This window comes from Streptomyces sp. AC550_RSS872 (assembly GCF_019049285.1).
In the GTDB taxonomy this organism is placed as follows: domain Bacteria; phylum Actinomycetota; class Actinomycetes; order Streptomycetales; family Streptomycetaceae; genus Streptomyces.
In genome coordinates, this window is the sequence record NZ_JAGMUL010000032.1 from 19,886 (window position 1) to 46,302 (window position 26,417).

Consider the following 26,417-nt stretch of genomic DNA (forward strand, 5'->3'; position numbering starts at 1 on the left):
AGGAGAGTGCGGCGTTCCGGAGGGCCGCCGAGCCGCTTCGGACATGCCTCTGCCCTCCCGGGTGCGCTTCGGGAGGGCAGAGCGTGAGGGGTGTCAGCCGTTGCGAGGGCCGGGGAACGCCGTGGGCCTGGCCTCGTCGCGGATGGCGGGGCTGCCTGCCGTCGGCTGCGTCGGCATGGAGCGGGCCGCGGGGACCGTCGGCACCGTGGGGAGGGTGGTGGTGACATTGACGGTCCGGGTGCCGGCGGGCTCGGTCGTCCGCTCGGCCTCGGCCGCCGCTTGGGTGGCGGCGCGGCGCGCGCCGTAGCGGCGATGGACGGCCTGCTTGGTGACGCCGAGGGCAGAACCGACCGCGTCCCAGGAGAAGCCGAGCGAGCGGTCGAAGTCCACGGCTGCGGTGACCAGGGTTTCGACACTGTCCCGTAGCTCCTGGGCGAGACGGACCGTCGGGGCGGGGGCGCGTCCGTAGACGACGAAGCCCGTGGAGGGGCCGGAGCGGCGCGGGCGGTAGACATTGCCCAGCTGGGCGGTGAGCGTACGCAGTGCGTCCACCTGCCGGCGGACCCGCTCGATGTCCCGCACCAGCAAGTGCAGGCTGGCCCGAGCCTGGGCGTCGTGGGTTGCGTGGTCGGCCATGAACAAGCCTCTCGAACCGGCGTTGAAAAGGAGAGGGCCGCGCCGCGGGTGCGGCGGGTGCGGCCCGTTGTGGTCAACTCTTTCTTGACCAACGCGGGAGTGGTCCGTGGGTCACGCAGTGGGGGCGTATGGGCATATGCCTACGCCCCTGGGTGGGGGTGTGCGCCTCGGCCTCCTGCCGCGGATGCTTGCCCACACGCGCATGCGAGCCCCGTCCCGGGCACCCATAGACTTGTGTGTTGCCCAACCGACCCCGCCCGAGAGGCCCGTGTCCACCCATGAAGCTTGTCTTCGCCGGTACCCCTGAGGTTGCTGTTCCCGCTCTGGACGCTCTGATCGCCTCCGGGCGGCACGAGGTGGCCGCTGTTGTGACGCGGCCGGACGCGCAGGCGGGGCGTGGGCGTCGGATGGTGGCGAGTCCGGTGGCCGAGCGGGCCGAGGAGGCCGGGATCGAGGTGCTCAAGCCGGCCCGGCCGCGTGACCCCGAGTTCCTGGAGCGGCTCAGGGAGATCGCGCCCGACTGCTGCCCCGTCGTCGCCTACGGCGCCCTGCTGCCCCGCGTCGCCCTCGACATCCCGGCCCACGGCTGGGTCAACCTGCACTTCTCGCTGCTGCCCGCCTGGCGTGGCGCCGCGCCCGTGCAGCACGCCATCATGGCGGGCGACGAGATCACCGGGGCCTCCACCTTCCTCATCGAGGAGGGGCTCGACTCCGGGCCGGTCTACGGCACCGTCACCGAGGAGATCCGGCACACCGACACCAGCGGCGACCTGCTGACCAGGCTCGCCTTCGCCGGCGCCGGACTGCTCGCCGCGACCATGGACGGGATCGCCGACGGCACCTTGAAGGCCGTGCCGCAGCCGTCCGACGGGATCACCCTCGCGCCCAAGGTCAACGTCGAGGACGCCCATATCGACTGGGCCGCGCCGTCCCTGCGCGTCGACCGTCTCGTGCGCGGGTGCACCCCCGCACCGGGTGCCTGGACCACGTTCCGCGGTGAGCGCCTCAAGCTCATCCAGGTGCAGCCGGTGCCCGGGCGGGACGATCTCGGCCCGGGTGCGCTGTCCGTGGGGAAGAACAACGTGTACGTCGGCACCGGGTCGTACGCCGTCGAGTTGCTGTGGGTGCAGGCCCAGGGCAAGAAGCCGATGCGGGCCGCCGACTGGGCGCGGGGCGTCCGGATCGGGGACGGCGAGAGCCTCGGGGGCTGACCGGCCGACGGGGCCATGGCCTCGGATGTACCAGCCGTACGCCCCGGTCGTGGTGCGACGTACGCTGGTCGTACATCTCTTCCAGCAAATCCGGAGCACCTTTTTCGTGAGCGACACCTCCCGTCGGCCCCGCAGGCCCGGCAAGCCCTATCGACGGCCCAAGAAGGACCCCGTCCGCGTCCTCGCCTTCGAGGCGCTGCGCGCCGTGGACGAGCGGGACGCGTACGCCAACCTCGTGCTGCCGCCGCTGCTGCGCAAGGCGCGGGAGAAGGGCGACTTCGACGGGCGCGACGCCGCGCTCGCCACCGAGTTGGTGTACGGGACGCTGCGGTGGCAGGGGACGTACGACGCCGTCATCGCCGCCTGTGTGGACCGGCCCCTGCGTGAGGTCGACCCGCCGGTGCTCGACGTGCTCAGCCTGGGAGCGCATCAGCTGCTCGGGACGCGGATTCCGCCGCATGCCGCCGTGTCCGCGTCCGTGGAGCTCGCGCGGGTCGTTCTGGGCGACGGGCGGGCCAAGTTCGTCAACGCCGTGCTGCGGAAGGTCGCGCAGGACGATCTCGACGGGTGGATCCAGCGGGTCGCTCCGCCGTACGACGACGATCCCGAGGACCATCTCGCCGTGGTGCACTCGCATCCGCGGTGGGTCGTCTCGGCGCTCTGGGACTCGCTCGGCGGTGGGCGGGCCGGGATCGAGCGGTTGCTGGCCGCCGACAACGAGCGGCCCGAGGTGACGCTCGTCGCGCGGCCGGGGCGGGCCACGACCGAGGAACTGCTCGGTGAGGAGGCGGCGGTGCCGGGGCGGTGGTCGCCGTATGCCGTGCGGCTCGCCGAAGGCGGGGAGCCGGGGGCCGTGGAGGCCGTACGGGAAGGGCGTGCGGGGGTGCAGGACGAGGGGAGTCAGCTGGTCGCCCTTGCGCTGGCCAACGCGCCGTTGGAGGGGCCCGACGAGAAGTGGCTCGACGGGTGTGCCGGGCCTGGGGGCAAGGCGGCGCTGCTCGGGGCGTTGGCCGCCGAGCGGGGGGCCATGTTGCTCGCCTCCGAGAAGCAGCCGCATCGGGCGGGGCTTGTGGCGAAGGCGCTGGAGGGTAATCCGGGGCCGTATCAGGTGATCACCGCGGATGGGACGCGGCCTGCCTGGCGGGGCGGGAGCTTTGACCGGGTGCTGGTGGATGTGCCGTGTACGGGGCTGGGGGCGTTGCGGCGGCGGCCGGAGGCTCGGTGGCGGCGGCGGCCGGAGGATCTTGACGAGTTTGGGCCGTTGCAGCGGGGGTTGCTGCGGGCGGCTCTTGATTCCGTGCGGGTGGGTGGGGTCGTGGGGTATGCGACGTGCTCGCCTCATCTTGCTGAGACTCGGGCCGTCGTGGAGGACGTGTTGAAGCAGCGGGGTGGGGCCGAGTTGATCGATGCTCGGGGGTTGTTGGTGGGGGTTCCGGAGTTGGGGGAGGGGCCTGATGTGCAGTTGTGGCCTCATCTGCATGGGACGGATGCGATGTATCTGGCGCTGATCCGGCGGGTGGGCTGACCCGGCGCGTTTCGCCCCCGCCGCCCCTACCCTTCCCGTCCCTTGAAGGGGCTCCGCCCCTTCGACCCCACCAGGGGGCTGCCGCCCCATGGACCCCCGCTTCGGCCCGAAGGGCCTCGTCCTCAAACGCCGGACGGGCTGAGATTGCCCGGGCCGGTGAAGTCCCTCAGGGTGGGTGGCAATGGGTCCTCCTTACGCGCCGGGCGGGTCGGCAGGCGTCCGGTCCGGCTCCTGTTCGCTTCGTGCCAGTCGATGTGGCCACCACACCTTCGGGCCCACGTCCAGGAACAGGGACGTCACCAGGACCGAGCGGACGATGAAGGTGTCCAGGAGGACGCCCAGGGCTACGGCGAAGCCTATTTCGGCGAAGGCGACCATGGGGAGGGTGCCGAGGGCGGCGAAGGTGCCTGCGAGGACCAGGCCCGCCGAGGTGATGACCGCGCCGGTGGCGGCGAGGCCGGTGACGACGCCGGGGCGGGTGCCCTGGTGGGCTGCTTCCTCGCGGATGCGGGTGGTGAGGAAGATGTTGTAGTCGATGCCCAGCGCCACCAGGAAGACGAAGACGAAGAGGGGGAAGTCGGTCGACTCGCCCGCGTAGTCGAAGAGGTGGCGGAAGGCCAGGGCGCTGATGCCGAGGGCGGCCGTGAAGGACAGGATCACCGTGCCGATCAGGAGCAGCGGGGCGATCAGGGCGCGGAGCAGGGCGGTGAGGATCAGCAGGACCACCAGCAGGACCAGCGGGATGATCAGTATGTTGTCGTGGGTCGTCGCCTCGTCCATGTCCAGCAGGGCCGCCGTACCGCCGCCTACCTGCGCATCCGCGTCCGGTACCGCGTGGACGGCGTCCCGTACCCGTTCGACGGTCTGTTTCGCGGCCTCGCTGTCGGCGGGGGCGGTCATCGTCGCCTCGAAGAGCACCTTGCCCTCGTAGGAGGGCTTCGTGCCCGGTGGGAGGCCCAGCGAGGTGGGGACGACCCCCTCTGTGCCGGCTACGGCGCGGCCCACCTGCACGGCCTGGGCCTGGTTGCTGATGATGACCAGGGGGTCGCCGCTGCCGGCCGGGAAGTAGCGTTCGGAGATCTCCTGGCCGGTGATGGAGTCCGGTTTGTCGGTGAAGGCGTCGGCGTTGCTCAGGCCCTCGGCGCGGAGTTGGATCAGCCCGAGGGAACAGACGGCCAGGGCAATCGCCGTGACCGTCCAGACCATGCGGGGACGGTGGGCGATACGGCGGCCCATGCGGGCCCAGATGCCCCGGGTCTCCGGGTTCTCCGTGCCCAGGTGCGGGATCACCGGCCAGAAGATCCAGCGGCCGAAGATGACCAGAAGGGCGGGGAACAGGGTCAGCATCGCGATCAGAGCGACGGCGACCCCGATCGCGGCCACCGGGCCGAGGCCGCGCGTCGAGTTCATCTCCGCCGCCAGCAGCACCAGCATGCTGAGGACGACGGTCGCGCCGGAGGCGATCACCGCCGGGCCCGCGCGGTGCAGGGCCAGGGCCATGGCCTCGTGGCGGTCCTCGTGACGGCGGAGTTCCTCCCGGTAGCGGGCCACCAGCAGGAGCGCGTAGTCCGTGCCCGCGCCGAAGACCAGGACCGTGAGGATGCCGGCGCTCTGGCCGTTCACCGTCAGGCCCGCGTGTTCCGCCAGGAGATAGATGAAGGCCTGCGCGGTGAGCAGGGCGACGATCACGGAGACGAGGGGGATCAGGAGCAGGGTCGGGCTGCGGTAGGTGATCAGGAGCATGACGATGACGACCGCCATCGCCGAGAGGAGGAGGGTGGAGTCGATGCCCTCGAAGGCCTCGGAGAAGTCGGCGGAGGTGCCGCCGGGGCCCGTGATGTGCACAGCGAGCCCGGCGCCGCCCGTGCCGGCGATGTCCCTGATGGAGTCGACGGCGGGCGCGATGCGCTCCCAGCCCTTCTCGTCCATCGTGATCGGGACCTGGACCTGGGCCGCCTGCGGGTCCACCGCACGGTTGAAGACCGGGCCCCGGGTCTCGGCGCCGCGGATGCCGTGGTCGGTGAGCTGCTTGAGCCGGGCGACGTCCTCGGTGATCGCCGCCCGGTCCTGGGCCGTCAGGCCGCCGTCGCGGGCGTAGACGACGATCGCGGGGATCTGCTCAGGCCTGAAGTTCTCGGAGATTTCCAGGACTTGGGTGGATTCCGCGGATCCCGGCAGCCAGGACGCCGCGTCGTTGTCCTGCGCGTCGGTCAGCTTCTGTGCGAAGGGTGCCGTCAGGAACAGCACCGCGAGCCACAGGACGAGCACCGCCCACTTGGCGCGTCGCCCGCACACCACATGTGCGATGCCCCGTCGGCCCGCCCCGGTCGGCCGCTGTGGCTGCGGCCACCGCTCGTCCTGGATCTCCGTCATGGCCACCCCCGCAGCCGTCCAACGGTCCCGTCGGGCGCCCAGCATGGCACGGGCGAACCGGACACAACATCCGATGAACGTCTCAGCTGTGTACCGGCGCGAACATTCGTGCCCGGACATGGCAGTCTTGGGTCATGGCCGTGCAGATCAACCCCAGCATCCTGTCCGCCGACTTCGCTCGCCTCGCGGACGAGGCGAAGGCGGTCGAAGGAGCCGACTTCCTCCACGTCGACGTCATGGACAACCATTTCGTCCCGAACCTCACGCTCGGCGTGCCGGTCGTAGAGTCCCTGGCCCGTGCGACGGACACCCCGCTGGACTGCCATCTGATGATCGAGGCCCCCGATCGGTGGGCGCCCCAGTACGTGGAAGCGGGGGCCTCCTCCGTCACCTTCCATGTCGAGGCCGCCGCGGCACCGGTGCGGCTGGCCCGGGAGATCCGGGCCAAGGGCGCCCGCGCCTCCATGGCGCTCAAGCCCGCGACGCCCATCGAGCCGTACGAGGATCTGCTCCCCGAACTCGACATGCTGCTGATCATGACGGTCGAGCCGGGCTTCGGTGGTCAGGCGTTTCTCGACATCATGCTTCCGAAGATTCGACGTACCCGCGAGTTGATCAGCAAGCACGGCCTTCAGCTGTGGCTCCAGGTGGACGGTGGGGTCGCGGCCTCCACCATCGAGCGGTGCGCCGAGGCGGGCGCGGACGTGTTCGTCGCCGGTTCGGCGGTGTACGGGGCCGAGGACCCCGCCGAGGCGGTACGTGCATTGCGCAAGCAGGCGGAGGGCGCCACGAAGACCGCCGCCTGGGCATGCGACCACTGAGCCAAGGGAACGTGAACGGCGCCCATCAGGGCGGATCAAGAGCGCCGGATCTGCAAGGATGAACGGCGAATCCAGAGTGTGAACAGAAGTGAGGAGATCGCCGTGTCGGGTATGTCGGCGGGCCGGTCAGCCATGCGGATGGGACCCGCTGAGCTGGTGCAGGCGGCGGCCATGGCCCGCCGCTTCTACCTCGAGGGCAAATCCAAGATCCAGATCGCCGAGGAGTTCGGCGTCAGCCGCTTCAAGGTGGCCCGGGTCCTGGAGACCGCTCTCGAACGGGATCTGGTGCGCATCGAGATCCGAGTCCCGGCCGAGCTGGACGCGGAGCGCTCGGACGCGCTGCGCGCCCGCTACGGCCTCAGGCACGCCGTCGTGGTCGAGTCCCCGGCCGAGGCCGAGGAGACGCCCGACCCCGAGAACCTGGGAGAAGTGGCCGCCGACCTGCTCGGCGAACTGGTGAACGAAGGGGATGTGCTGGGCCTGGCCTGGGGCCGGTCGACCATCCACATGGCGGCCGCGCTCGACCGGCTGCCACCCTGCACGGTGGTGCAGTTGACCGGCGTGTACGACGCCGGGACCGCCGAGCGCGGCTCGGTGGAGGCGGTACGACGGGCCGCGCAGGTCTCCGGCGGCGACGCGCACCCCATCTACGCGCCGATGCTGCTGCCGGACGCGGCCACCGCGGCGGCGCTGCGCCACCAGACCGGGATCGCCCGGGCCTTCGAGTACTTCGACAAGGTCACGGTCGCCTGTGTCTCCATCGGCTCCTGGGAGCCCGGCATCTCCACGGTGCACGACATGCTCAGCGACGAGGAGCGGGCCCACTACGCCTCGCTCGGCGTCGCGGCCGAGATGTCCGCGCACCTCTTCGACGCCGAGGGGCGCCGGGTCGGACGGGACCTCGGGGAGCGGTGCATCACCGTCAAGGCGGACCAGCTCCGCCGTATCCCGGAGGTCGTCGCCATCGCGGGCGGGGCGCGCAAGGCCGCCGCGATCGACGCGGTGCTGCGGTCCGGGCTCGTCACGAGCCTGGTGACGGACACGTCGGCGGCGGACGTGCTGATGACGGCGGGGCCGACCCCGAGGTCCACGCTCAACAGGGCTGACCCGGACGGGCAGTGACGGTATGTCAGGAGGGGGTGGCCCGGTGGCCGCCCCCTCGTTCATCCCCTCGTTCATCGACGATCACTACGGACTTGGCGGTACTGAGATGACGGACCTCGCGGTCACGCTGGACCTCGACGGGGTGACGGACAAGGCGGCCCTGATGGACCGCTGCGCCCTGACCCTGGAGTTCCCCGACTGGTTCGGCCGCAACTGGGACGCCCTCGCCGACAGCCTCGCCGACCCCTCCGTATGGCCCAAGGAAGCCGCGGACGGGCTGCTGGTCGTCGTACGGAACTGGCAGCCGTACGCGAAGGCGCGGCCGGAGGAGTGGGAGATCGCCCAGGAGGTGTTCTCCGCGGCCGTGGACCGGGCGCCCTCGCTCACTGTTCTGCTCGCTCTCGGAGGATCCTCCTAAGGTCCCTCTGACCTGCTCGTATGAAGCGACCGTGCAGCGCGATCCGGTCAGCATGGGACAATGAAGTACGTGCTCTTCTCCCCTGGCTGACCTGTCCGGGGGCCACCTCTGATCGACTGGGATGTGCAGCACGTGCGTTTTCTCAATGACATCCAGCCCGCGTACGACCTGACGTACGACGACGTCTTCATGGTCCCGAGCCGCAGCGCGGTCGGCTCGCGGCAGGGCGTGGACCTCAGCTCCCCGGACGGCACGGGCACCACGATCCCGCTGGTCGTCGCCAACATGACCGCCATCGCCGGCCGCCGTATGGCCGAGACGGTGGCCCGGCGCGGCGGCCTGGTGGTCATACCGCAGGACATCCCGATCGAGGTCGTCACCGAGGTCGTCTCCTGGGTGAAGAGCCGCCACCACGTCCTCGACACCCCGATCGTGCTGGCCCCGCACCAGACCGTCGCCGACGCGCTGGCCCTGCTGCCCAAGCGCGCGCACAACGCCGGTGTCGTCGTCGACGACGACTTCAAGCCGATCGGCGTGGTCACCGACGCCGACCTGTCCGGCGTGGACCGCTTCACGCAGCTCGAAGTGGTCATGTCCCGGGACCTGCTGCTCCTCGACGCGGACCAGGACCCGCGCGAGGCCTTCAACACCCTCGACCACCACAACCGGCGCTACGCCCCCGCCGTCGACGCGGACGGCCGCCTCGCCGGCATCCTCACCCGCAAGGGCGCCCTGCGCGCCACGCTGTACACCCCGGCCGTCGACGGGAACGGCAAGCTGCGCATCGCGGCCGCCGTCGGCATCAACGGCGACGTGGCGGGCAAGGCCAAGCAACTGCTCGACGCCGGCGTCGACACGCTCGTCATCGACACGGCGCACGGTCACCAGGAGTCGATGATCGCCGCGATCCGGACCGTGCGGGCGCTCGACCCGCAGGTGCCGATCGTCGCGGGCAACATCGTCGCCGCCGAGGGGGTACGGGATCTGATCGAGGCGGGCGCCGACATCATCAAGGTCGGTGTCGGTCCGGGTGCGATGTGCACGACCCGCATGATGACCGGCGTCGGCCGGCCGCAGTTCTCCGCGGTGCTGGAGTGCGCGGCCGAGGCGAAGAAGTACGGCAAGCACGTGTGGGCCGACGGCGGTGTCCGGCACCCGCGCGACGTCGCCATGGCGCTCGCGGCCGGTGCGTCCAACGTGATGGTCGGCTCGTGGTTCGCGGGCACCTACGAATCCCCGGGCGACCTCCAGCACGACGCGCAGGGGCGTGCCTACAAGGAGTCGTTCGGCATGGCGTCCGCGCGTGCCGTGCGCAACCGTACGTCCGAGGAGTCGTCGTACGACCGCGCCCGCAAGGCGCTCTTCGAGGAGGGCATCTCCACCTCCCGCATGTTCCTCGACCCGGCCCGCCCGGGCGTGGAGGACCTGATCGATTCGATCATCGCGGGCGTGCGGTCGTCGTGCACGTACGCCGGTGCCGGGTCTCTGGAGGAGTTCGCGGAGAAGGCGGTCGTCGGGATTCAGAGTGCGGCCGGTTACGCCGAGGGCAAGCCGCTGCACGCCAGCTGGAGCTGACGCTTGGTCAACGCCGGCGTCCAATAGCTCCGGTGCGGCTGTGTTCGGGCGGCTGCGGGTGCGTGGGGGCTGGTCGCGCAGTTCCCCGCGCCCCTGAAGGACGTCCACTGCACGTACTCAAGGGGCGGGGGGAACCGCGCGACCAGCCACCGAATACCCGCAGCCGCCACCCTTGCCCCCGCCCCGCGCAACGGTCGAAAGCCCTGCTGCAACGAACACCCACCTAGCCCCCAGCAACGCAATGATCTTGCACGTACACGCAAGGTTGCTGCATTTCACCAGCAACGTTCCGCCTCGTAGGCTGTCGCCTCGTACGTGGCGTGGCAGGGACCCCGCTCGGTGGGTTCCTGTTGTCGCAGGGTGCCGCCGGTCCCCGCCGCCCTGAGAGGCAGCGACGAAGGAGTCAGCGCGTGCTCGACCAAGGCGCACCCCCGCAGAACCGTCCCCAGACAGGCCCGCCGTCCCCGGGCGTCGCCGCGCGCCTCATGCGTCGCAAGCCCGTGGAACACCTGGTCGCAGAGGGTGGCCAGGGTGAGGGAGGGTCCCTGCGGCGCTCCCTCGGCATGTGGCAGCTGACCATGATCAGCATCGGCGCCACCCTCGGCACCGGCATTTTCGTCGTCCTCGGCGACGCCGTCCCGGAGGCCGGTCCCGCGGTCACCCTGGCCTTCGTGATCGCCGGTCTGACGGCGCTCTTCTCGGCCCTTTCCTACGCCGAGCTGGCCGGCAGCATCCCCGTCGCCGGGTCCTCGTACTCGTATGCGTACGCAACGATGGGCGAGCTCGTGGCCTGGGTCTGCGGCTGGTGTCTGGTGCTGGAGTACGGCGTCTCGGTGGCCGCCGTAGCCGTCGGCTGGGGCGAGTACCTCAACGAGCTGCTCGACGGGACCATAGGCGTCACCATCCCGTCCGTGCTGTCCTCGGCACCCGGCGAGGGCGGGATCATCAATCTGCCCGCGCTGATCGTCGTCCTGCTGGCGATGGTGTTCCTGCTGGGCGGCGTCCGCGAGTCCGCACGCGCCAACACGATCATGGTGGCCGTCAAGATCGCCGCGCTGGTGCTGTTCTGCGCGGTCGGGTTCATGGGCTTCAAGTCCGGCAACTACTCCGACTTCATGCCGCTCGGCATGGCCGGCGTGAGCGCCGCGGGTGCGACGCTCTTCTTCTCGTACATCGGCTTCGACGCCGCCTCCACCGCCGGTGAGGAGGCCAAGGACCCCAAGAAGGACCTGCCGCGGGCGATCATGCTGTCGCTGATCATCGTGACCGCGCTGTACGTCCTTGTCGCGGGTGTCGCCGTCGGCGCCTGGCACTGGACGAAGTTCGAGGGCTCCAACGCCTCGCTCGCCGCGATCATGAACGATGTCAGCGGCCAGAGCTTCTGGGGCACCCTGCTCGCCCTCGGCGCCGTCATCTCCATCGCGAGCGTCGTCCTCACCGTGCTGTACGGCCAGACCCGCATCCTGTTCGCGATGTCCCGTGACGGCCTGGTCCCGAAGGCGCTCGGCAAGGTCCACCGGAAGACCGGTGCGCCGCGGCTCAACACGATCATCGTGTCCGTGTTCTGCGGTGCCCTCGCCGCCCTCATCCCGCTGGGCAAGCTCGTCGACGCCACCAGCATCGGCACGCTGTTCGCCTTCGCGCTGGTCAACATCGCGGTGATCGTCCTGCGTCACCGGCGGCCCGAGCTCGAGCGCACGTTCAGGGTGCCGTTCGGGCCGGTGCTGCCGGTGCTGGGCTTCCTGTTCTGCGCGTATAACATGTTCAGCCTCGACACCGTGACCTGGGTGGTCTTCGGGTGCTGGATGGCCGCCGGACTCGTGTTCTACTTCCTGTACGGCTATCGCCGTTCCCGTCTTGCCGCGCAAGCAGCCACGCCAGAAGTGAAGTGAACCACCCGCAGTGCTGAACGATCTCGACGAACGCATCGTGCACGCCCTCGCCGAGGACGCCCGCCGCTCCTACGCGGACATCGGGCAGCTCGTCGGCCTGTCCGCGCCCGCCGTGAAGCGGCGCGTGGACCGGCTGCGCGCCACCGGTGCCATCACCGGGTTCACCGTACGGGTGGACCCGTCGGCGCTCGGCTGGGAGACCGAGGGGTTCGTCGAGATCTACTGCCGGCACAACACCTCGCCGGACACGATCCGGCGGGGGCTGGAGCGGTACCAGGAGGTCGTGGCCGCCTCCACCGTTACCGGGGACGCCGACGCGGTCGTGCAGGTCTTCGCCTCCGACATGCGGCACTTCGAGCGGGTCTTGGAGCGGATCGCGGGGGAGCCGTTCGTGGAGCGGACCAAGTCGGTGCTGGTGTTGTCGCCGTTGTTGCGAAGGTTTTCTTCCGGGTCGCCCACGTAGCGCTCCGCCAGGAGTGCCGCGAGGTGTCGTCTATCGTCTGCGGCGCCGTTCTGGCTGGTCGCGCAGTTCCCCGCGCCCCTTTGCGGCGCGTTTGCCCACCGTCGTCAGCATGCGCCGTACGACCAATGCGTGGCCGCCCGTTCCTATCACCAGGAGCCGGTAGAGGCGGCCGGCCGGCCCCGGGAACTCGGCCCGGGTCTCGGCGCGCACCCAGGTGCGGTCGGCTCCCGCCTCCTCCAGCCGGAAGATCAGGGCGTACGTCGAGAAGGGGTGGCTTCCGGCGACGGACAGTTCCTTGCCGGGTATCGCGGTGACCACGTGGAACCAGGGTTGGTTCACGGTCTCGCCGAGGGCACGCCAGACGGCGTCCGGCGCCGCGGCGACGATCGACGTGTGCGTGTCGACGTACGGCAGGTCGAGGATCTCGTTGGCGTCCATGCCGGGAGTCTCGCGCGCGGCACCGCGCACCGGCGTCCTCCCGGGGGCCGGCGTGCGTCGCCGCTCGGCGGAGGCGGGCGGTGCGGCTCTCCTCCTCGACGGTGATTTCGCCTGCGCTCCCGCGCCGGGGCCGCCTACCATCGATGCCATGACCTGGCGACATTGATCCACCAGTCGTGCCTCCCGAGGGCCGCCTCGGGCGCCGTATCCCCGGTGTCCGAACAGTCCCTGCGGGAAGGCCTCATGACACTCTCACCTGCACGCGTGCCCGCCACCGGCGTCCGACGCCTCACGGCCACGCTGTACGGCTACTCGTTCCTCGACGACTTCGTCCTGCTCTACCCGGTGTACGCGCTGCTTTTCGCCGACACCGGTCTGTCGCTCTGGCAGATCTCCACCCTGTTCGCCCTGTGGTCGATCACCGCCGTGGTGCTGGAGGTGCCCTCCGGCGCCTGGGCCGACACGGTGTCGCGGCGTCGGCTGCTGTGGATCGGCCCGCTGCTCACGGCCGTCGGCTTCGCGCTGTGGGTGGCCGTCCCGTCGTACTGGGCCTTCGCGGTCGGCTTCGTCCTGTGGGGCGCCGGCGGAGCGCTCGGCTCGGGTGCGCTGGAGGCGCTGGTGTACGACGAGCTGGACCGGCTGGGTGCCGCAGGCCGGTATGCGCGGACCATGGGCCGGGCCAGGGCCGCGCGGCTGCTGGGCACCGTGTCCTCCCTCGGCCTCGCGGGGCCGGTCTTCGCCCGGGGAGGCTATGCGGCGGTCGGTGCCGCGAGTTTCGCGGCCTGTGTGCTGACCGCCGCCGTCGCGACCCGGTTCCCCGAGCACCGGGTGCGGCCGGAGACCGGCCACGACCGCTGGGCGACGACCCTGCGGACCGGACTCGCCGAGGTCCGCGGGGACCGTTCGGTGCGTGGCGCCCTGCTGCTGGTCCCGGCCGTCGCCGCGGTATGGGGCGCGCTCGACGAGTACACGCCGCTGCTGGTCCGGGACATCGGCGTCGCCGAGGCGACCGTGCCGTATCTGATCATGCTGATCTGGGCCGGTGTCACCCTCGGCAGCCTCCTGACCGGACCGGCCGAACGCCTCGGCACGACCGGGCTCGCGGCGCTGCTCGCGGGCGCTGCACTCGCCCTGGCCGTCGGCGCCGCGGCCCGCTCCCTGGCCGGTGTCGCGCTGGTGAGCCTGGCCTTCGCCGGGTTCCAGCTGGCCGAGGTGCTCGCCGACGTGCGCCTCCAGCACCGCATCGACGAGTCCCGCCGGGCCACGCTCACCTCCGTGGCGAGCCTGGGCACCGAGCTGGCCACGGTCGCGACCTTCGGTGTGTACGCCCTGCTCGGCACGGAAGCGGCGCACAGCACTGTCTTCGCGGTGCTGGCGATCCCCTACCTGGTGACGGCGCTGACGCTGGCTAGAAGTCGGGCCGCCACGGCACGACCGTGAAGTCGCCCGTCCCCTTCTTGACCTTCTCGAAGGGGGCGGAGCCGACGCACTTGGGCAGCTCCTTCGTCTCGACGGGGCTGCCCGTCGAGGCCCAGCTGTAGCCGAGCCGGTCGTGCCGGCCGACGTCATGGACGGTGATACCGACCCGCCTGCCCTCGGCGCCCGGCAGATCGGAGGAGGTGATCACCCCGGAGACCACGGCCACCTTGCCGCCGGTGACGAGACAGTCGACCTCGGCCTTCGCCCAGGCGCCCTCGCCGTTCAGGTAGTGGCTCCACTCGAAGGTGCCGGTGGCCCTCGTCGGGTCGGCGGTGTCCTTCGCCGCCAGATGCGCGTCGAACGAGAAGGTGATGTCGTCCCCGGCCGAGCGGTACAGCTTGGCCGTGCCGGTGAGCGCGGCGGCCTCGCGCTGCTGCGGCCCGTCCGTTGCGATGGCGGCGGGACCTACCGTTCCGGCGGTGAGCAGCAGCAGCGCACAGCAGAGCACGACGGTCTTCGTACGGCGGTTCATTGGCAGTCCTTTCCGCAGGTCAAACGGACGGTCACCACTGTCGCGGAGGCGCGCCCCGGGCACATCGCACCGAGGACGGGACCCGGCCTCCGCCGTACGGCGGGGACACCCGCGCGGCCCTCCGCTGCGAGGAGGACGGGGCCTCCGTTCGAGGGTGCGCAACGAATCGCCGCCGGACGCATGACCGACGCAACAAACCGCTCACCGGCGCGCAACGGCTCCTTCTTGTCCGCCCTGGTCAGCCGCCCGTACCTTCTACATGGCCCCTCCAACCACCCTCCGCCCGGTGAGGATCACGCATGCGCACCGCCCTGCTCCAGAGCTCCGGCCGCCCCGGCTCTACCGCCGAGAACCTCAAGGTCCTCGACGAGGCCGCGGGCCGCGCCGCCGCCGCCGGCGCCGGGCTGCTGGTGGCGCCGGAGATGTTCCTGACCGGGTACGCGATCGGCGACGACATCGCCCGCCTCGCCGAGCCCGCCGACGGCGACTGCGCGGACACGGTCGCCGAGATCGCGACCCGGCACGGCCTGGCGGTCGGCTACGGCTACCCGGAGCGCGACGGTGACGCCGTCTTCAACTCCGCCCAGCTGATCTCCGCCGCCGGCACGCGCCTCGCCAACTATCGCAAGACCCACCTGTTCGGCTGCTTCGAGCGCGACCACTTCACGCCAGGGGACCAGCCGGTCGTCCAGGCCGAGCTCGACGGCCTCCGCGTCGGCATCCTGATCTGCTACGACGTCGAGTTCCCGGAGAACGTCCGCGCGCACGCCCTCGCCGGCACGGACCTCCTGATCGTCCCGACCGCGCAGATGCACCCGTTCCAGTTCGTCGCCGAGTCGATGATCCCGGTGCGGGCCTTCGAGAACCAGATGTACGTCGCGTACGTCAACCGGGTCGGCCGGGAAGGGGAGTTCGAGTTCGTCGGCCTCTCCGCGCTCGCCGGTCCCGACGGGGTGGCGCGCACCCGCGGCGGCCGCGGTGAGGAACTGCTTCTCGCCGACGTCGACCCCGCGTTCCTCGCCGCCTCCCGCGAGGAGAACCCGTACCTGAAGGACCGCCGCCCCGGTCTGTACGGGTCCCTGATCTGAGCCTCTGCCCCCCGCAGTCCCTGTTTGCGCAAGGAGTCCGTACCCCCATGACGTCCACGGTGCCCAACGCCGTCCAGCACGCCGACGAGCAGCAGCCGCCGATCACCATGTTCGGCCCGGACTTCCCGTACGCCTACGACGACTTCCTCGCCCACCCGGCGGGGCTCGGCCAGATACCCGCGACCGAGCACGGCACCGAGGTCGCGGTCATCGGAGGCGGCCTTTCCGGGATCGTGGCCGCGTACGAGCTGATGAAGATGGGCCTCAAGCCCGTCGTGTACGAGGCCGACCAGATCGGCGGGCGGCTGCGGACCGTCGGCTTCGACGGGTGCGACCCCGCCCTGACCGCCGAGATGGGCGCGATGCGCTTCCCGCCGTCCTCCACGGCCCTCCAGCACTACATCGACCTGGTGGGCCTGAAGACCGAGCCCTTCCCCAACCCCCTCGCCGAGGCGACGCCTTCGACCGTCGTCGACCTCAAGGGCGAGTCGCACTACGCCGAGACCATCGACGACCTCCCGCAGGTCTACCGGGACGTCGCCGAGGCCTGGAACAAGTGCCTGGACGAGGGCGCCGACTTCTCCGACATGAACCGGGCGATGCGCGAGCGGGACGTGCCGCGCATCCGGGAGATCTGGGCGAAGCTCGTCGAGAAGCTCGACAACCAGACGTTCTACGGGTTCCTCTGCGACTCCGAGGCCTTCAAGTCCTTCCGGCACCGCGAGATCTTCGGCCAGGTCGGCTTCGGCACCGGCGGCTGGGACACCGACTTCCCCAACTCCATCCTGGAGATCCTGCGCGTCGTCTACACCGAGGCCGACGACCACCACCGCGGCATCGTCGGTGGCTCCCAGCAGCTGCCGCTGCGCCTGTGGGAGCGGGAGCCGGAGAAGATCGTCCACTGGGCCTACGGGACGTCGCTGGCGAAGCTGCACGAGAACGGCGCCCCTCGCCCGGCCGTGACCCGGCTGCACCGCACCGCCGGCAACCGGATCACCGTGACCGACGCGAACGGTGACATCCGTACGTACCAGGCGGCCGTCTTCACCGCCCAGTCCTGGATGCTGCTGTCGAAGATCGCCTGCGACGACTCGCTCTTCCCGATCGACCACTGGACGGCGATCGAGCGGACCCACTACATGGAGAGCTCGAAGCTGTTCGTGCCGGTCGACCGGCCCTTCTGGCTCGACAAGGACGAGGAGACGGGCCGGGACGTCATGTCGATGACGCTCACCGACCGTATGACGCGCGGCACCTACCTGCTCGACGACGGTCCGGACAGGCCTGCCGTCATCTGTCTCTCCTACACCTGGTGCGACGACAGCCTGAAGTGGCTGCCGCTGTCCGCGAGCGAGCGGATGGAGGTCATGCTGAAGTCGCTCGGCGAGATCTACCCGAAGGTCGACATCAGGAAGCACATCATCGGCAGTCCGGTGACGGTGTCGTGGGAGAACGAGCCGTACTTCATGGGCGCGTTCAAGGCCAACCTCCCCGGCCACTACCGCTACCAGCGGCGCCTGTTCACGCACTTCATGCAGGACCGCCTGCCCGAGGACAAGCGGGGCATCTTCCTCGCCGGAGACGACATCTCCTGGACGGCCGGCTGGGCCGAGGGCGCCGTCCAGACCGCGCTGAACGCGGTCTGGGGCGTCATGCACCACTTCGGCGGGGCCACCGACGCGACCAACCCGGGGCCGGGCGACGTCTACGACGAGATCGCGCCGGTCGAGCTGCCCGAGGACTGAGCCCTCGCCGGACCGTCAGATCCCGGCCGCCCGTGCCTTCTCGTACACCTCCGCCGCGACGTCCTTGAGCTCCTGGGCGTCGCGCACGGAGCTCTGGAGGTCGACGAAGATCTCGTCCAGGCCGACCTCGGCGTACGCGGCCAGGTCCTCGACGATCTGGTCGACGCTGCCGTGGAAGGGTGCGCGGTCGGGGCCCGCGTGTCCCTTGGCGGAGTAGCGCGCGTTGGTGCGCACCACCGTCTGCAACGGCGCCGTGCGACCCCGCTCGGCGGCCAGGTCCCGCAGCTCCTGCCACTGCTTGGCCAGCGACTCGGTGCTCATGGCGACGGGCATCCACCCGTCGGCGTGGTCCACGAGCCGGCGCTGCGCCTTGCGGGTGGAGGCGGCCAGCAGGATCGGGAGGGGCCGGGCGGGCTTGGGGCCGACCACGGCGGGGGCGATCTTCGTGATGCGGCCGTCGTACGACACCGGGTCCGGGCCCCACACCGCGCGGCACACCTCGATCACCTCGTCGAGGACCCGGCCGCGCTCCTCGAAGGTGCGCACGCCGGCCGCCGCGTACTCGTCGTGCGACCAGCCGGTGCCGAGGCCCGCGACGACCCGGCCGCCGCTCGCCGCGTCCAGGGTGGCGAGCGACTTGGCGAGCTGGAAGGGCACGTGCAGCGGGGCCACCAGCACGCTGGTGCCGAGCCGGGCCCGCTCGGTGGCCGCGGCCGCCAGCGTGAGCGTGACCAGCGGGTCGGCGACCCCGCGGTAGGCATCCGGCCAGGGCAGGCCCTCGATGCCGTACAGGCCCTGGGTGGCGGGCTCGGGGAACAGGGCCCGCTCGTACACCCACAGACTCTCGTAGCCCACCGCCTCCGCGGCGCGTGCCACGTCCGGGACGTCCCTGCCGAGGTCGTACTGCCTGTTCTGGGGGAGTGCCAGTCCGAGTCGAGTCGCCATGCCTGTGCTCCTTTGCAAGAGGTCCACTCCTGTCGAACGTACAACGTTCATCTACCAGTTGAGGGGATCCGTCACAGGAGTGGCCGCATCACTCCGGCAGCGGCGTGAGCATCATGCGTCCCGCGAACCCCACGGCCGCGTCCAGCCGCTCGGTGAACTCCTCGGCGACATCCGGCAGTCGGCGCAGCGCCCACAGTGCCCGCGCCGTCGCCCAGGTGGCGTCCCGGGCCCGCTCCAGGCTCCAGGAACCGAGCAGATGGGTGAGCGGGTCGGCGATCTGGAGCACGTCGGGGCCCGGCATCAGCTCTTCGCGGACGCGCTCCTCCAGCGAGACGAGGAGATCACCCACCCGATCGAACTCGTCCTCCAGATCGGCCGGTTCGCAGTCGAGGCTACGACAGGCGTCCACCACGGCGAGCGCCAGATCGTGGCCGATGTGCGCGTTGATGCCCGCGAGCGCGAACTGCAACGGACGTACTCCGGGATGCCGGCGCATCTGGAACAGAGGCCGCCAGCAGGCGGGCGGGCGCCGCTCGTCCTCGGCCCGCTCGACCGCCTTGAGATACCGCTCCGCGAACCGCACGTCCAGCGTGATCGCCGCCCGTGCGTCCGCGAAACGACCACCGTCGATGTGCCGGTCGACGGTCTCCGTGACGGTGAGGTAGACACGGTTGAAGACGGCCACCCCGTCGCGTTCGGGCAGGGTCGCGTGGAGGGCGCGCATACGGGAGATGACGGCGTCCACGGGTGTGGTGAATTGTTCGCATTGCGCCATGGGGGCAGAGTCCCAGCTTTAGGCTGGCGGAAGTGTCGGCGGGCCCGGCGCTTCCCCAGAACGGGGGAACGCGCTCGCTGTCGGGGGAGGGGGAGCGGGACGGTGCCAGGCTTACGTGCCCAGCGACTGGCCGCACGCAGGTCCGAGCGCAGGAGGGCGGTCCGGCGCCATGCCATGGTCGTGGCGGCCTGGGTCGTGGTCGCCGTCGGCACCGCGACCGGCATGATCTCCGCGCTCGACGACAGAGGGCGCTCCGAGGAGGCCAGGCCGCCCGAGGTGACGCGCTCACCCAGCCTGGACTCTCTGCCGCTCGTGCCCTCGCTCTCCCCTTCGGCCACGAAGTCCCCGTCCCCGACGCCGACTTCACCGACCCCGAAGGAGCAGAAGGCCGGCCCCGCGAGCCCCACACCCTCCCCGACCAGGACCGAGAGGAGCCGGCAGCCGACCGTGGTCTCCGCCCGCCTCTACCGCCACCCCGACTCCCAGGTGCTGGAGTGGGTCCGCGGCAACGCCGAAGACCCGCGCCACGCCGTCATCGCGTCCCGGATCGCCGCCCAGCCGGCCGCCGTGTGGTTCGCCGACTTCACGCCGGACACCGTCACCGCCCGGGTCCGCGCGGTCACTTCGGCCGGCTCGGCGCTGGGGCGGGTGCCCGTGGTGGTGCCGTACGCGATACCCGACCGTGACTGCGGCGGGCACTCCCAGGGCGGGGCGCCCGACCTCGGCGCCTACGACGCCTGGATCGACAGGTTCGCCGCCGGGCTCGGCTCCTCCGACGTCATCGTGATCCTGGAGCCCGACTCCGTCGCCCAGTCCGAGTGCCTCTCCGCCGCCGAACGCGCCGACCGCTTCGCCTCGTTGGCCCGCGCGGGGCGCGCCTTCAAGACGGCGAACCCCAGGGCGCGCGTCTACTACGACGCCGGGCACTCCGGCTGGCACACGCCCGGCAAACAGGCGGAGTGGCTGCGACAGGCCGGCGCCGCCTCGCCCGCGTCCTCCGACGGCGTCTTCAGCAACGTCTCCAACTTCCATGCCACGACCGACGAGATCGCCTACGACCGACAGGTCCTCGACGCCCTCGGCGGCCCCGCGAGCCTCGGCGCCGTGATCGACACCAGCCGCAACGGCGCCGGGGCCCCGGCCGACGGGGAGTGGTGCGACCCTGTCGGCCGCAAGCTGGGCCGGGCGCCGACCCTCAGCACGGGGGAGACGCGGATCGACGGCTACCTGTGGGTGAAGCTGCCGGGGGAGTCGGACGGGTGCAAGGGGAGGCCGGGGACCTTCACGGCGTCGTACGCCTACGACTTGGCGCGCTGAGCCCCGTCACCGGCACCGCTCTCCTCGTCGTAGGAGGACGTGCCCTCGTCGAGCAGCGGCTCCTGCGTCTTGAGATGGGCCGGGGCGAAGGCCCGCAGTGCGTGGTAGCCGGTGATGACGACGAGCGTGCCCAGGGCGATGCCGCTGAGCTCGAAGGTGTCGGTGAACTCCATGGTGACGTTGCCGACGCCGATGATGATGCCCGCCGCCGCCGGGACGAGGTTGAGCGGATTGCGCAGGTCGACCTTGGCGTTGATCCAGATCTGCGCGCCGAGCAGGCCGATCATGCCGTACAGGATGACGGTGATGCCGCCGAGGACGCCGCCCGGGATCGCGGCCACGACCGCGCCGAACTTGGGGCAGACGCCGAAGAGCAGCGCGAAGCCGGCGGCGGCCCAGTAGGCGGCGGTCGAGTAGACGCGGGTCGCGGCCATCACGCCGATGTTCTCGGAGTACGTGGTGTTGGGCGGGCCGCCCACCGCCGTGGAGAGCATCGAGGCGACGCCGTCCGCGGAGATCGCGGTGCCCAGCTTGTCGTCCAGGTTGTCGCCGGTCATCTCGCCGACCGCCTTGACGTGCCCGGCGTTCTCGGCGACCAGGGCGATGACGACGGGCAGCGCCACCAGGATCGCCGACCACTGGAAGGACGGGCCGTGCAGGTCGGGCAGCCCGATCCAGTCGGCTTTCGAGACCCCGGAGAGGTCGAGCCGCCAGTGGTCGGTGAGTCTGCCGCTCGCGTCCACCGAGTGGATCTTCCCGAAGATCCGGTCGAAGGCCCAGGAGATGCCGTAGCCGAAGACCAGGCCCAGGAAGATCGCGATACGGGACCAGAACCCGCGCAGACAGACCACCGCCAGACCGGTGAACAGCATCACCAGCAGCGCCGTCCACTGGTCCTGCGGCCAGTACGTCGAAGCCGTCACCGGAGCGAGGTTGAAGCCGATCAGCATCACCACGGCGCCGGTGACGATCGGCGGCATCGTGGCGTGGATGATCCGCGCGCCGAAGCGCCGCACCGCGAGACCGACCAGGAACAGCACGGCGCCGACGACGAGGACCGCGCCGGTGACGGTCGCGCTCGTACCGCCGTCGGCCCGGATGACCGCGGCGACACCGACGAAGGAGAGGGAGCAGCCGAGGTAACTGGGCACCCGGCCCCGGGTCGCGAGCAGGAAGACCAGCGTCGCGACGCCGGACATCATGATCGCCAGGTTGGGGTCGAGCCCCATCAGGACCGGCGCCACGAAGGACGCGCCGAACATGGCCACCACGTGCTGGGCGCCGAGCCCGACGGTGCGGGGCCACGAGAGCCGTTCGTCGGGGCGGACCACCGCTCCGGGCGCCGGCGTGCGTCCGTCGCCGTGCAGTTTCCAGCGGACGCCGAGATCCATGGTGCGGTTTCGCTTTCGTCGTGCGGGTGGTGACCGGACCATTGTCAGGTACGTGGAGAACCGCGCCCGACCTGGGCCGACAGCCACGGCCGGCGCCGTGGAGCGAGGGGTTCAGGGCCGCGGGTCAGGAACTGCCGCGTCCGGTCGCCCGACCTTCGGGCGGTCGCGGTCACCGGCGCGCAGGACGCGCGCGAACACGACGAGGCCGAAGGACAGCACGGTCACCAGGCAGAAGGACACCATCAGGCTGGTGGCCTGGGCGATTCCGCCGATCGCGCTCGGGGCGATCAGACCCGAGGTGTACGTGATCGTCGCGACACCCGCGATGGCGAGGGAGGGGTTGCTGCCGCTGCGGCCGGCGGCCGCGAAGCAGAGCGGCACGACCACCGCGATGCCCAGACCCAGCAGCGCGAACCCGGCCATCGCCACGGCCGGCTGGTCCGACACGACGATCAGCAGGCCGCCGAGCGTCGCGAGGACGCCGCTGAACCGGACCGTGCGCACGGCGCCGTAGCGGTCCACGATCCTGTCCCCGGCGATCCGGGCGAGCGCCATGGTGAGGGTGAAGCCGGTGGTGCACGCCGCCGCGAGTCCGGCCGAGGTCTCCAGCTGGTCGCGCAGATAGACCGCTGACCAGTCCAGGCTCGCGCCCTCGGCGAAGACCGCGCAGAACCCGACCGCGCCGATGAGCAGCGCCGACTTGGGCGGCAGCGCGAACCGGGGCGGCGGCTCCTCGTCCTCGGCGGGTTGCAGGTCGAGCACCCACTGGCAGGCCGCGACGCCCAGGACGGTGAGGGTCACCGCAGCCAGCGCGTGGTGCAGCCGGGCGTCCGAACCCAGGTGGGCCGCGAGGGTGCCGGCCGCCGAGCCGATCAGGGCGCCCGCGCTCCACATGCCGTGCAGCCCGGACATGATCGACCGGCCGAGGCGGTTCTCGACCTCGACGCCGAGCGCGTTCATCGCCACGTCCGCCATCCCCGCGGTGGCGCCGTAGGTGAACAGCGCCAGGCACAGGGTCAGCAGGTTGGGGGCCAGGGAGGGCAGGACCAGGGCGAGCGTCCACAGGGCGATCAGTCCGCGCAGGGCGTTCCGGGCGCCGAAGCGGTGGCTGATGCTGCCCGCCAGCGGCATCGCGAGGGAGGCGCCGAGCGCGGGGAAGGCGAGCGCCAGCCCCAGCTGGCCCGCGCTGACCCCGGCATGGTCCTGGATCCATGGCACCCGCGTCGCGAACGAGCCGGTGACGGCGCCGTGCACGGCGAAGACGGCCGCCACGGCGTACCGGGCGCGCTTCACCTCGCGCAGGTCGTAGACCACCTCACCCATTGTCCGGCCCCTCCCGGTCCTCGCTCCGCGCGGACTTCGTTCCGTGCGCACCGCACTCTGTGCCGACGCCGCGCGTAAACTATCAGGGTCCCTGCCTGATAGATAGGGGATATCCCGGCCGCCCACCGCACGGCCCCGCCGATCTGGAAGGATCCCGGCATGCCCGCATCCCCGAGCACCGCCCGGGCCATCAACGACCGGCTCGCCCTGCGACTGCTCCAGCAGGAGGGCCCGCTGACGGCAGGGCAGTTGAAGCAGCTGACCGGCCTGTCCCGGCCGACCGTCGCCGACCTCGTCGAACGCCTCACGGCCGCCGGTCTGATCGCGGTCGTCGGCGAGGCCGGCGAGCAGCGGCGCGGCCCTAACGCCAAGCTGTACGGCATCGTCGCCGACCGCGCCCATCTCGCGGCACTGGACGTCCGTACCGAAGGCGTCTCCGTGGTGGTGTCCGACCTGGTCGGGGCAGTGCTCGCCGAGGCGGCGGTACCGATCGGCGGCGACATGGGGACCGGGCCCGCGGTGGAGCAGGCGGTCACGCTCGTGGAGCGGGTCGCGAAGGAGGCGGGGGCGGACCGGCTCCATACGGTGGGGATAGGCGCCCCGGGCCTGATCGACCCGGCGAGCGGAGAGCTCCGCGACTCCACCGGACTGCCCGAATGGCATCGCCGCCTGGTCGCGGCCCTCCAGGAACGGCTTCCCGAGGCCCGCGTCAGCGTCGAGAACGAGACCAACCTCGCCGCCCTCGCCGAACAGCGCGACGGCGTGGCCCGCGACCGCGACACCTTCGTCCTGCTCTGGCTCGGCCACGGCACGGGCGCCGCCGTGGTCCTCGACGGGGCGTTGCGCCGAGGAACCTCCGGCGGCACCGGTGAGATCGGCTTCCTGCCGGTCCCGGGCACGTCCGGACTGCCGTCGGCGGTGGACTGCGAGGGCGGGTTCCACTCCCTGGCCGGGTCGGCGGCGATCGTGGAGCTGGCGAGGGCGTACGGGTTGCCGATCGAGGGCGCATCCGCGCACGAGCCGCTCGCCGCCGGGATCGTCAGGGAGGCTGTGGGACGGGTGGTCGCGGGGCAGGCCGCCCCCGGCGAGAACGTCGAGGGCGAGAGCGCCGGGGAAGTTCGCGCCGAAGCGCCTCGAGAGGCGGTCGGGGCTTCCCGCGTGGCCGGGGCCACCGTCTCCCCGAGCCCCTCCGGCGACCCAGCCTCGGCCGACCGCTTCCTCGACGCCATCGCCGATCGCCTCGCCGTGGGGGTCGCCTCCGTCGTCGCCGTCCTCGACCCCGGCTGTGTGGTCCTCGGCGGGGAGGTCGGGCAGGCCGGCGGGGAGGTGCTCGCCGGGCGGGTGGAGGAGCGGATCCGACGGATGTCGCCGTTGGCGACCGTGGTCCGGCCCACCGGCCTGGGTGGCGGTGCCGTCCTGCGCGGAGCGCTGCTCACGGCGCGGGACGCCGCGCAGGACGAGCTCTTCGGGCCGCCGGACCGGTGATCCGGACCGGTGGCCCGGACCGGTGGCCCGGACCGGTGGCCCGGACCGGTGGCCCGGACCGGTGGCCCGGACCGGTGGCCCGGACCGGTGGCCCGGACCGAAGAAGCCCTGGTCAAGCGCCCTGTTCGCCCCCGAACCGCCGCCCCAGATACTCCTCGAACGTCCCCTTGCCCACCGCATGCCCCGGCGCCAGATGACCGCCCGAGCGGAAGCCGTCGTACGCCTTCCCCCGCAGCGGGACGCGCAGGACGACGCGCCTGCGGCCCGTGGCCCCGAGGTAGGCGCGAGCCAGTGAGTCGAAGGTCCTCACCTCGGGGCCGCCCATGTCCTCGACGCGTCCGGCCGGGGCGTCCAGCGCCAGTTCGGCGAGGCGGGCCGCGACCTCCGCCACCTCGACGGGCTGGTCCTTCACCCGGGCCGGGAGCAGCATGACCGGCGACTTCGACAGGATGCCGAGCACCCGCACCAGCAGATCATGGAACTGGGTCGCGCGCAGCACGGTCCAGCCGAGCCCCGACTCCTCCACCAGCCGCTCCACCGCGAGCTTGCTCTTGTAGTAGCCGAACGGCACCCGGTCGACGCCGACGATCGAGATGTACACAAGGTGCCGTACGCCGCCCCTCCGCGCCGCGGCGATCAGGTGCGCCGCCGCCTCCTCGTCACCGCCGCCCGGCGAGGTCGCGCAGTGCACGACCGTGTCCACGCCGTCCAGCGCCGCGTCCAGGCCGGGCCCGCCTTTGCGCAGGTCGACGGCGTACGGCTGGGCGTGCCTGCTGAGCACCCGCACCTCGTGGCCGTCCGCCCGCAATCGCTCGGTGACGAGCCTGCCGAGCGTGCCCGTGCCGCCGGTCACCAGGATCGTGGTCATGCTGTTCAGTCCCTTCGGACGCCGGGCGCTCCCGGCTGGAGCGCCCCTCGTCAGCTGGGACCGAGTACCCCGCGTGAAATGTGACAGCCGCGGGTGGGATTGCCGCCGACTCCGTTACGCCCGTGTCAGCTGGCGGCGTACGAAGTCCAGCTTGTCCGGGTTCACCACGGCCCACGCATGCGCGACCAGCCCGTCCCGCACGTCGAACGCCGTCACCGAGAGCAGCGTGTCGCCCTCCCACGCGGCCAGCGCCGTCGCGCCGTTGATCTCGACCGCCGTGAAGTCCACGCCCGCCAGGAAGGTCCGCGTCGCCCCGGCCAGGAAGCGGAACACCTTGTCCCGGCCCTCGATCGGCCGCCGGGCCGCCGAGACCTTGCCGCCGCCGTCGCTCGACCAGACGACGTCGGCCGCCAGCAGCTTCTCCAGGCCGTCGAGGTCACCGTCGCGGGCCGCCGTGAGGAACGACCTGACCAGCTCCTCCTGCCGCTCGGGAGACGGCTCGAACCGCGCCCGCTCCTCACCCACCCGCTGGACCGCCCGCCGGTACAGCTGTCGGCAGTTGGCCTCGGTCAGATCCAGCGTCTCGGCGATCTCCCGGTGGCCGTACGCGAACGCCTCCCGCAGCACGTACACGGCCCGCTCGGTCGGGGTGAGCCGCTCCAGCAGCACCAGCATCGCCATGGACACGGCGTCCCGCTGCTCGGCGGACTCCAGCGGCCCGAGTACGCCGTCCGAGGTGACCACGGGCTCCGGCAGCCAGGGCCCGACGTACTGTTCGCGCCGGGCCCTGGCCGACGTCAGCCGGGTGAGACAGAGGTTGGTGACGACCTTGGCGAGCCAGGCCGCCGGGTACTCGATCGCCGTACGGTCCGCGCCGCTGAAGCGCAGATACGCGTCCTGGACGGTGTCCTCGGCCTCGTCCGCGGAGCCCAGCATGCGGTAGGCCAGACCGAACAGCCGGGGGCGATGGGTCTCGAACTCGTCGGCGATGGCGGTGGTCATGTCCTCACCCTGCCAGAACGGCAGGTGGCGGGAGTTGGGAGACCCGGCGGCGGGCAAGGGCCGTCGTCACC

General features: G+C 71.4%; 23 protein-coding genes. 13 read left to right on the forward strand and 10 right to left on the reverse strand.

Annotated elements, in window-relative coordinates; translation table 11 throughout:
• Positions 1-93: 93 nt before the first annotated feature.
• Positions 94-636: a hypothetical protein gene (locus KUM44_RS15840; protein ID WP_217208522.1), complete on the reverse strand. Its 543-nt coding sequence runs from the start codon at positions 634-636 to the stop codon at positions 94-96.
• Between the two features lie 278 nt (positions 637-914).
• Between KUM44_RS15840 and fmt the strand changes: the two genes are divergently transcribed.
• Complete coding sequence (fmt, locus tag KUM44_RS15845) at positions 915-1,847, forward strand: methionyl-tRNA formyltransferase (RefSeq protein ID WP_217208523.1); 933 nt, start codon at positions 915-917, stop codon at positions 1,845-1,847.
• A 106-nt stretch (positions 1,848-1,953) separates the two neighbouring features.
• Positions 1,954-3,372, forward strand: a complete 1,419-nt coding sequence (locus KUM44_RS15850) for an RsmB/NOP family class I SAM-dependent RNA methyltransferase (RefSeq protein WP_217208524.1) — start codon at positions 1,954-1,956, stop codon at positions 3,370-3,372.
• 192 nt (positions 3,373-3,564) lie between these two features.
• On the opposite strand, the gene KUM44_RS15855 is transcribed toward KUM44_RS15850, so the two are convergent.
• Positions 3,565-5,745, reverse strand: coding sequence for an MMPL family transporter (locus KUM44_RS15855; protein WP_217208525.1), 2,181 nt, complete (start codon positions 5,743-5,745; stop codon positions 3,565-3,567).
• A 134-nt stretch (positions 5,746-5,879) separates the two neighbouring features.
• Between KUM44_RS15855 and rpe the strand changes: the two genes are divergently transcribed.
• The 6 genes from rpe (at position 5,880) to KUM44_RS15885 (ending at position 12,018) form a co-directional block, all read left to right on the forward strand.
• Positions 5,880-6,566 (forward strand): ribulose-phosphate 3-epimerase, encoded by a 687-nt coding sequence (gene rpe / locus KUM44_RS15860; protein ID WP_217208526.1) that lies wholly within the window; start codon positions 5,880-5,882, stop codon positions 6,564-6,566.
• A gap of 78 nt (positions 6,567-6,644) precedes the next feature.
• On the forward strand, positions 6,645-7,688 hold the full coding sequence (locus tag KUM44_RS15865) for a sugar-binding transcriptional regulator (protein ID WP_217208527.1): 1,044 nt from the start codon (positions 6,645-6,647) through the stop codon (positions 7,686-7,688).
• 88 nt (positions 7,689-7,776) lie between these two features.
• The gene (locus KUM44_RS15870; protein ID WP_217208594.1) at positions 7,777-8,088 is read left to right on the forward strand and encodes a barstar family protein; all 312 of its coding nucleotides are present in this window, start codon (positions 7,777-7,779) and stop codon (positions 8,086-8,088) included.
• Between the two features lie 132 nt (positions 8,089-8,220).
• Positions 8,221-9,663 (forward strand): GuaB1 family IMP dehydrogenase-related protein, encoded by a 1,443-nt coding sequence (locus KUM44_RS15875; RefSeq protein ID WP_217208528.1) that lies wholly within the window; start codon positions 8,221-8,223, stop codon positions 9,661-9,663.
• Between the two features lie 410 nt (positions 9,664-10,073).
• Positions 10,074-11,555: an amino acid permease gene (locus tag KUM44_RS15880; RefSeq protein ID WP_217208529.1), complete on the forward strand. Its 1,482-nt coding sequence runs from the start codon at positions 10,074-10,076 to the stop codon at positions 11,553-11,555.
• Positions 11,556-11,565: 10 nt separating this feature from the next.
• Positions 11,566-12,018 (forward strand): Lrp/AsnC family transcriptional regulator, encoded by a 453-nt coding sequence (locus tag KUM44_RS15885; protein WP_048581051.1) that lies wholly within the window; start codon positions 11,566-11,568, stop codon positions 12,016-12,018.
• A 30-nt stretch (positions 12,019-12,048) separates the two neighbouring features.
• Here KUM44_RS15885 and KUM44_RS15890 read toward each other — a convergent pair whose 3' ends face one another.
• A complete protein-coding gene (locus KUM44_RS15890) occupies positions 12,049-12,456 on the reverse strand; it encodes a hypothetical protein (protein WP_217208530.1) in 408 nt (135 codons plus the stop codon).
• A 243-nt stretch (positions 12,457-12,699) separates the two neighbouring features.
• Between KUM44_RS15890 and KUM44_RS15895 the strand changes: the two genes are divergently transcribed.
• A complete protein-coding gene (locus KUM44_RS15895; RefSeq protein WP_217208531.1) occupies positions 12,700-13,896 on the forward strand; it encodes an MFS transporter in 1,197 nt (398 codons plus the stop codon).
• On the opposite strand, the gene KUM44_RS15900 is transcribed toward KUM44_RS15895, so the two are convergent.
• Entirely contained in the window at positions 13,865-14,407 is a 543-nt protein-coding gene (locus KUM44_RS15900) for a Repetin (RefSeq protein ID WP_217208532.1), read from the reverse strand. The genes KUM44_RS15895 and KUM44_RS15900 overlap by 32 nt on opposite strands.
• 299 nt (positions 14,408-14,706) lie before the next feature.
• Between KUM44_RS15900 and KUM44_RS15905 the strand changes: the two genes are divergently transcribed.
• Both KUM44_RS15905 and KUM44_RS15910 read left to right on the forward strand, forming a co-directional pair.
• Positions 14,707-15,495: a carbon-nitrogen hydrolase family protein gene (locus tag KUM44_RS15905; RefSeq protein ID WP_217208533.1), complete on the forward strand. Its 789-nt coding sequence runs from the start codon at positions 14,707-14,709 to the stop codon at positions 15,493-15,495.
• A 47-nt stretch (positions 15,496-15,542) separates the two neighbouring features.
• Entirely contained in the window at positions 15,543-17,240 is a 1,698-nt protein-coding gene (locus KUM44_RS15910) for an NAD(P)/FAD-dependent oxidoreductase (RefSeq protein ID WP_217208534.1), read from the forward strand.
• Between the two features lie 15 nt (positions 17,241-17,255).
• On the opposite strand, the gene KUM44_RS15915 is transcribed toward KUM44_RS15910, so the two are convergent.
• Together KUM44_RS15915 and KUM44_RS15920 are read right to left on the reverse strand one after the other, a co-directional pair.
• Positions 17,256-18,185 (reverse strand): LLM class F420-dependent oxidoreductase, encoded by a 930-nt coding sequence (locus KUM44_RS15915; RefSeq protein ID WP_217208535.1) that lies wholly within the window; start codon positions 18,183-18,185, stop codon positions 17,256-17,258.
• 88 nt (positions 18,186-18,273) lie between these two features.
• On the reverse strand, positions 18,274-18,960 hold the full coding sequence (locus KUM44_RS15920) for a DUF5995 family protein (RefSeq protein WP_217208536.1): 687 nt from the start codon (positions 18,958-18,960) through the stop codon (positions 18,274-18,276).
• Positions 18,961-19,134: 174 nt separating this feature from the next.
• On the opposite strand from KUM44_RS15920, the gene KUM44_RS15925 reads away from it, so the two are divergent.
• Complete coding sequence (locus tag KUM44_RS15925; RefSeq protein WP_217208595.1) at positions 19,135-20,277, forward strand: glycoside hydrolase family 6 protein; 1,143 nt, start codon at positions 19,135-19,137, stop codon at positions 20,275-20,277.
• Here the strand turns inward: KUM44_RS15925 and KUM44_RS15930 are convergent.
• A complete protein-coding gene (locus KUM44_RS15930; protein WP_217208537.1) occupies positions 20,259-21,668 on the reverse strand; it encodes a uracil-xanthine permease family protein in 1,410 nt (469 codons plus the stop codon). The genes KUM44_RS15925 and KUM44_RS15930 overlap by 19 nt on opposite strands.
• 111 nt (positions 21,669-21,779) lie before the next feature.
• The gene (locus tag KUM44_RS15935; protein WP_217208538.1) at positions 21,780-22,991 is read right to left on the reverse strand and encodes an MFS transporter; all 1,212 of its coding nucleotides are present in this window, start codon (positions 22,989-22,991) and stop codon (positions 21,780-21,782) included.
• A 159-nt stretch (positions 22,992-23,150) separates the two neighbouring features.
• On the opposite strand from KUM44_RS15935, the gene KUM44_RS15940 reads away from it, so the two are divergent.
• The gene (locus KUM44_RS15940) at positions 23,151-24,476 is read left to right on the forward strand and encodes an ROK family transcriptional regulator (RefSeq protein WP_217208539.1); all 1,326 of its coding nucleotides are present in this window, start codon (positions 23,151-23,153) and stop codon (positions 24,474-24,476) included.
• Positions 24,477-24,588: 112 nt separating this feature from the next.
• Here the strand turns inward: KUM44_RS15940 and KUM44_RS15945 are convergent, their stop codons facing one another.
• Both KUM44_RS15945 and KUM44_RS15950 read right to left on the reverse strand, forming a co-directional pair.
• Entirely contained in the window at positions 24,589-25,344 is a 756-nt protein-coding gene (locus KUM44_RS15945; RefSeq protein ID WP_217208540.1) for an SDR family oxidoreductase, read from the reverse strand.
• A 114-nt stretch (positions 25,345-25,458) separates the two neighbouring features.
• Positions 25,459-26,346, reverse strand: coding sequence for an RNA polymerase sigma-70 factor (locus tag KUM44_RS15950; protein ID WP_217208541.1), 888 nt, complete (start codon positions 26,344-26,346; stop codon positions 25,459-25,461).
• Positions 26,347-26,417 lie beyond the last annotated feature (71 nt).

What these genes read in the sequence shown, in the direction of transcription:
- KUM44_RS15950 (WP_217208541.1), bottom strand. Translation starts at nt 26,346, where the DNA reads ATGACCACCGCCATCGCCGACGAGTTCGAGACCCATCGCCCCCGGCTG.
- KUM44_RS15840 (WP_217208522.1), bottom strand. Translation starts at nt 636, where the DNA reads ATGGCCGACCACGCAACCCACGACGCCCAGGCTCGGGCCAGCCTGCAC.
- KUM44_RS15945 (WP_217208540.1), bottom strand. Translation starts at nt 25,344, where the DNA reads ATGACCACGATCCTGGTGACCGGCGGCACGGGCACGCTCGGCAGGCTC.
- KUM44_RS15940 (WP_217208539.1), top strand. Translation starts at nt 23,151, where the DNA reads ATGCCCGCATCCCCGAGCACCGCCCGGGCCATCAACGACCGGCTCGCC.
- KUM44_RS15935 (WP_217208538.1), bottom strand. Translation starts at nt 22,991, where the DNA reads ATGGGTGAGGTGGTCTACGACCTGCGCGAGGTGAAGCGCGCCCGGTAC.
- KUM44_RS15915 (WP_217208535.1), bottom strand. Translation starts at nt 18,185, where the DNA reads ATGGCGACTCGACTCGGACTGGCACTCCCCCAGAACAGGCAGTACGAC.
- KUM44_RS15855 (WP_217208525.1), bottom strand. Translation starts at nt 5,745, where the DNA reads ATGACGGAGATCCAGGACGAGCGGTGGCCGCAGCCACAGCGGCCGACC.
- KUM44_RS15905 (WP_217208533.1), top strand. Translation starts at nt 14,707, where the DNA reads ATGCGCACCGCCCTGCTCCAGAGCTCCGGCCGCCCCGGCTCTACCGCC.
- KUM44_RS15930 (WP_217208537.1), bottom strand. Translation starts at nt 21,668, where the DNA reads ATGGATCTCGGCGTCCGCTGGAAACTGCACGGCGACGGACGCACGCCG.
- KUM44_RS15910 (WP_217208534.1), top strand. Translation starts at nt 15,543, where the DNA reads ATGACGTCCACGGTGCCCAACGCCGTCCAGCACGCCGACGAGCAGCAG.
- KUM44_RS15900 (WP_217208532.1), bottom strand. Translation starts at nt 14,407, where the DNA reads ATGAACCGCCGTACGAAGACCGTCGTGCTCTGCTGTGCGCTGCTGCTG.
- KUM44_RS15920 (WP_217208536.1), bottom strand. Translation starts at nt 18,960, where the DNA reads ATGGCGCAATGCGAACAATTCACCACACCCGTGGACGCCGTCATCTCC.
- KUM44_RS15895 (WP_217208531.1), top strand. Translation starts at nt 12,700, where the DNA reads ATGACACTCTCACCTGCACGCGTGCCCGCCACCGGCGTCCGACGCCTC.
- KUM44_RS15925 (WP_217208595.1), top strand. Translation starts at nt 19,135, where the DNA reads ATGGTCGTGGCGGCCTGGGTCGTGGTCGCCGTCGGCACCGCGACCGGC.
- KUM44_RS15870 (WP_217208594.1), top strand. Translation starts at nt 7,777, where the DNA reads ATGACGGACCTCGCGGTCACGCTGGACCTCGACGGGGTGACGGACAAG.
- KUM44_RS15890 (WP_217208530.1), bottom strand. Translation starts at nt 12,456, where the DNA reads ATGGACGCCAACGAGATCCTCGACCTGCCGTACGTCGACACGCACACG.
- fmt (WP_217208523.1), top strand. Translation starts at nt 915, where the DNA reads ATGAAGCTTGTCTTCGCCGGTACCCCTGAGGTTGCTGTTCCCGCTCTG.
- rpe (WP_217208526.1), top strand. Translation starts at nt 5,880, where the DNA reads ATGGCCGTGCAGATCAACCCCAGCATCCTGTCCGCCGACTTCGCTCGC.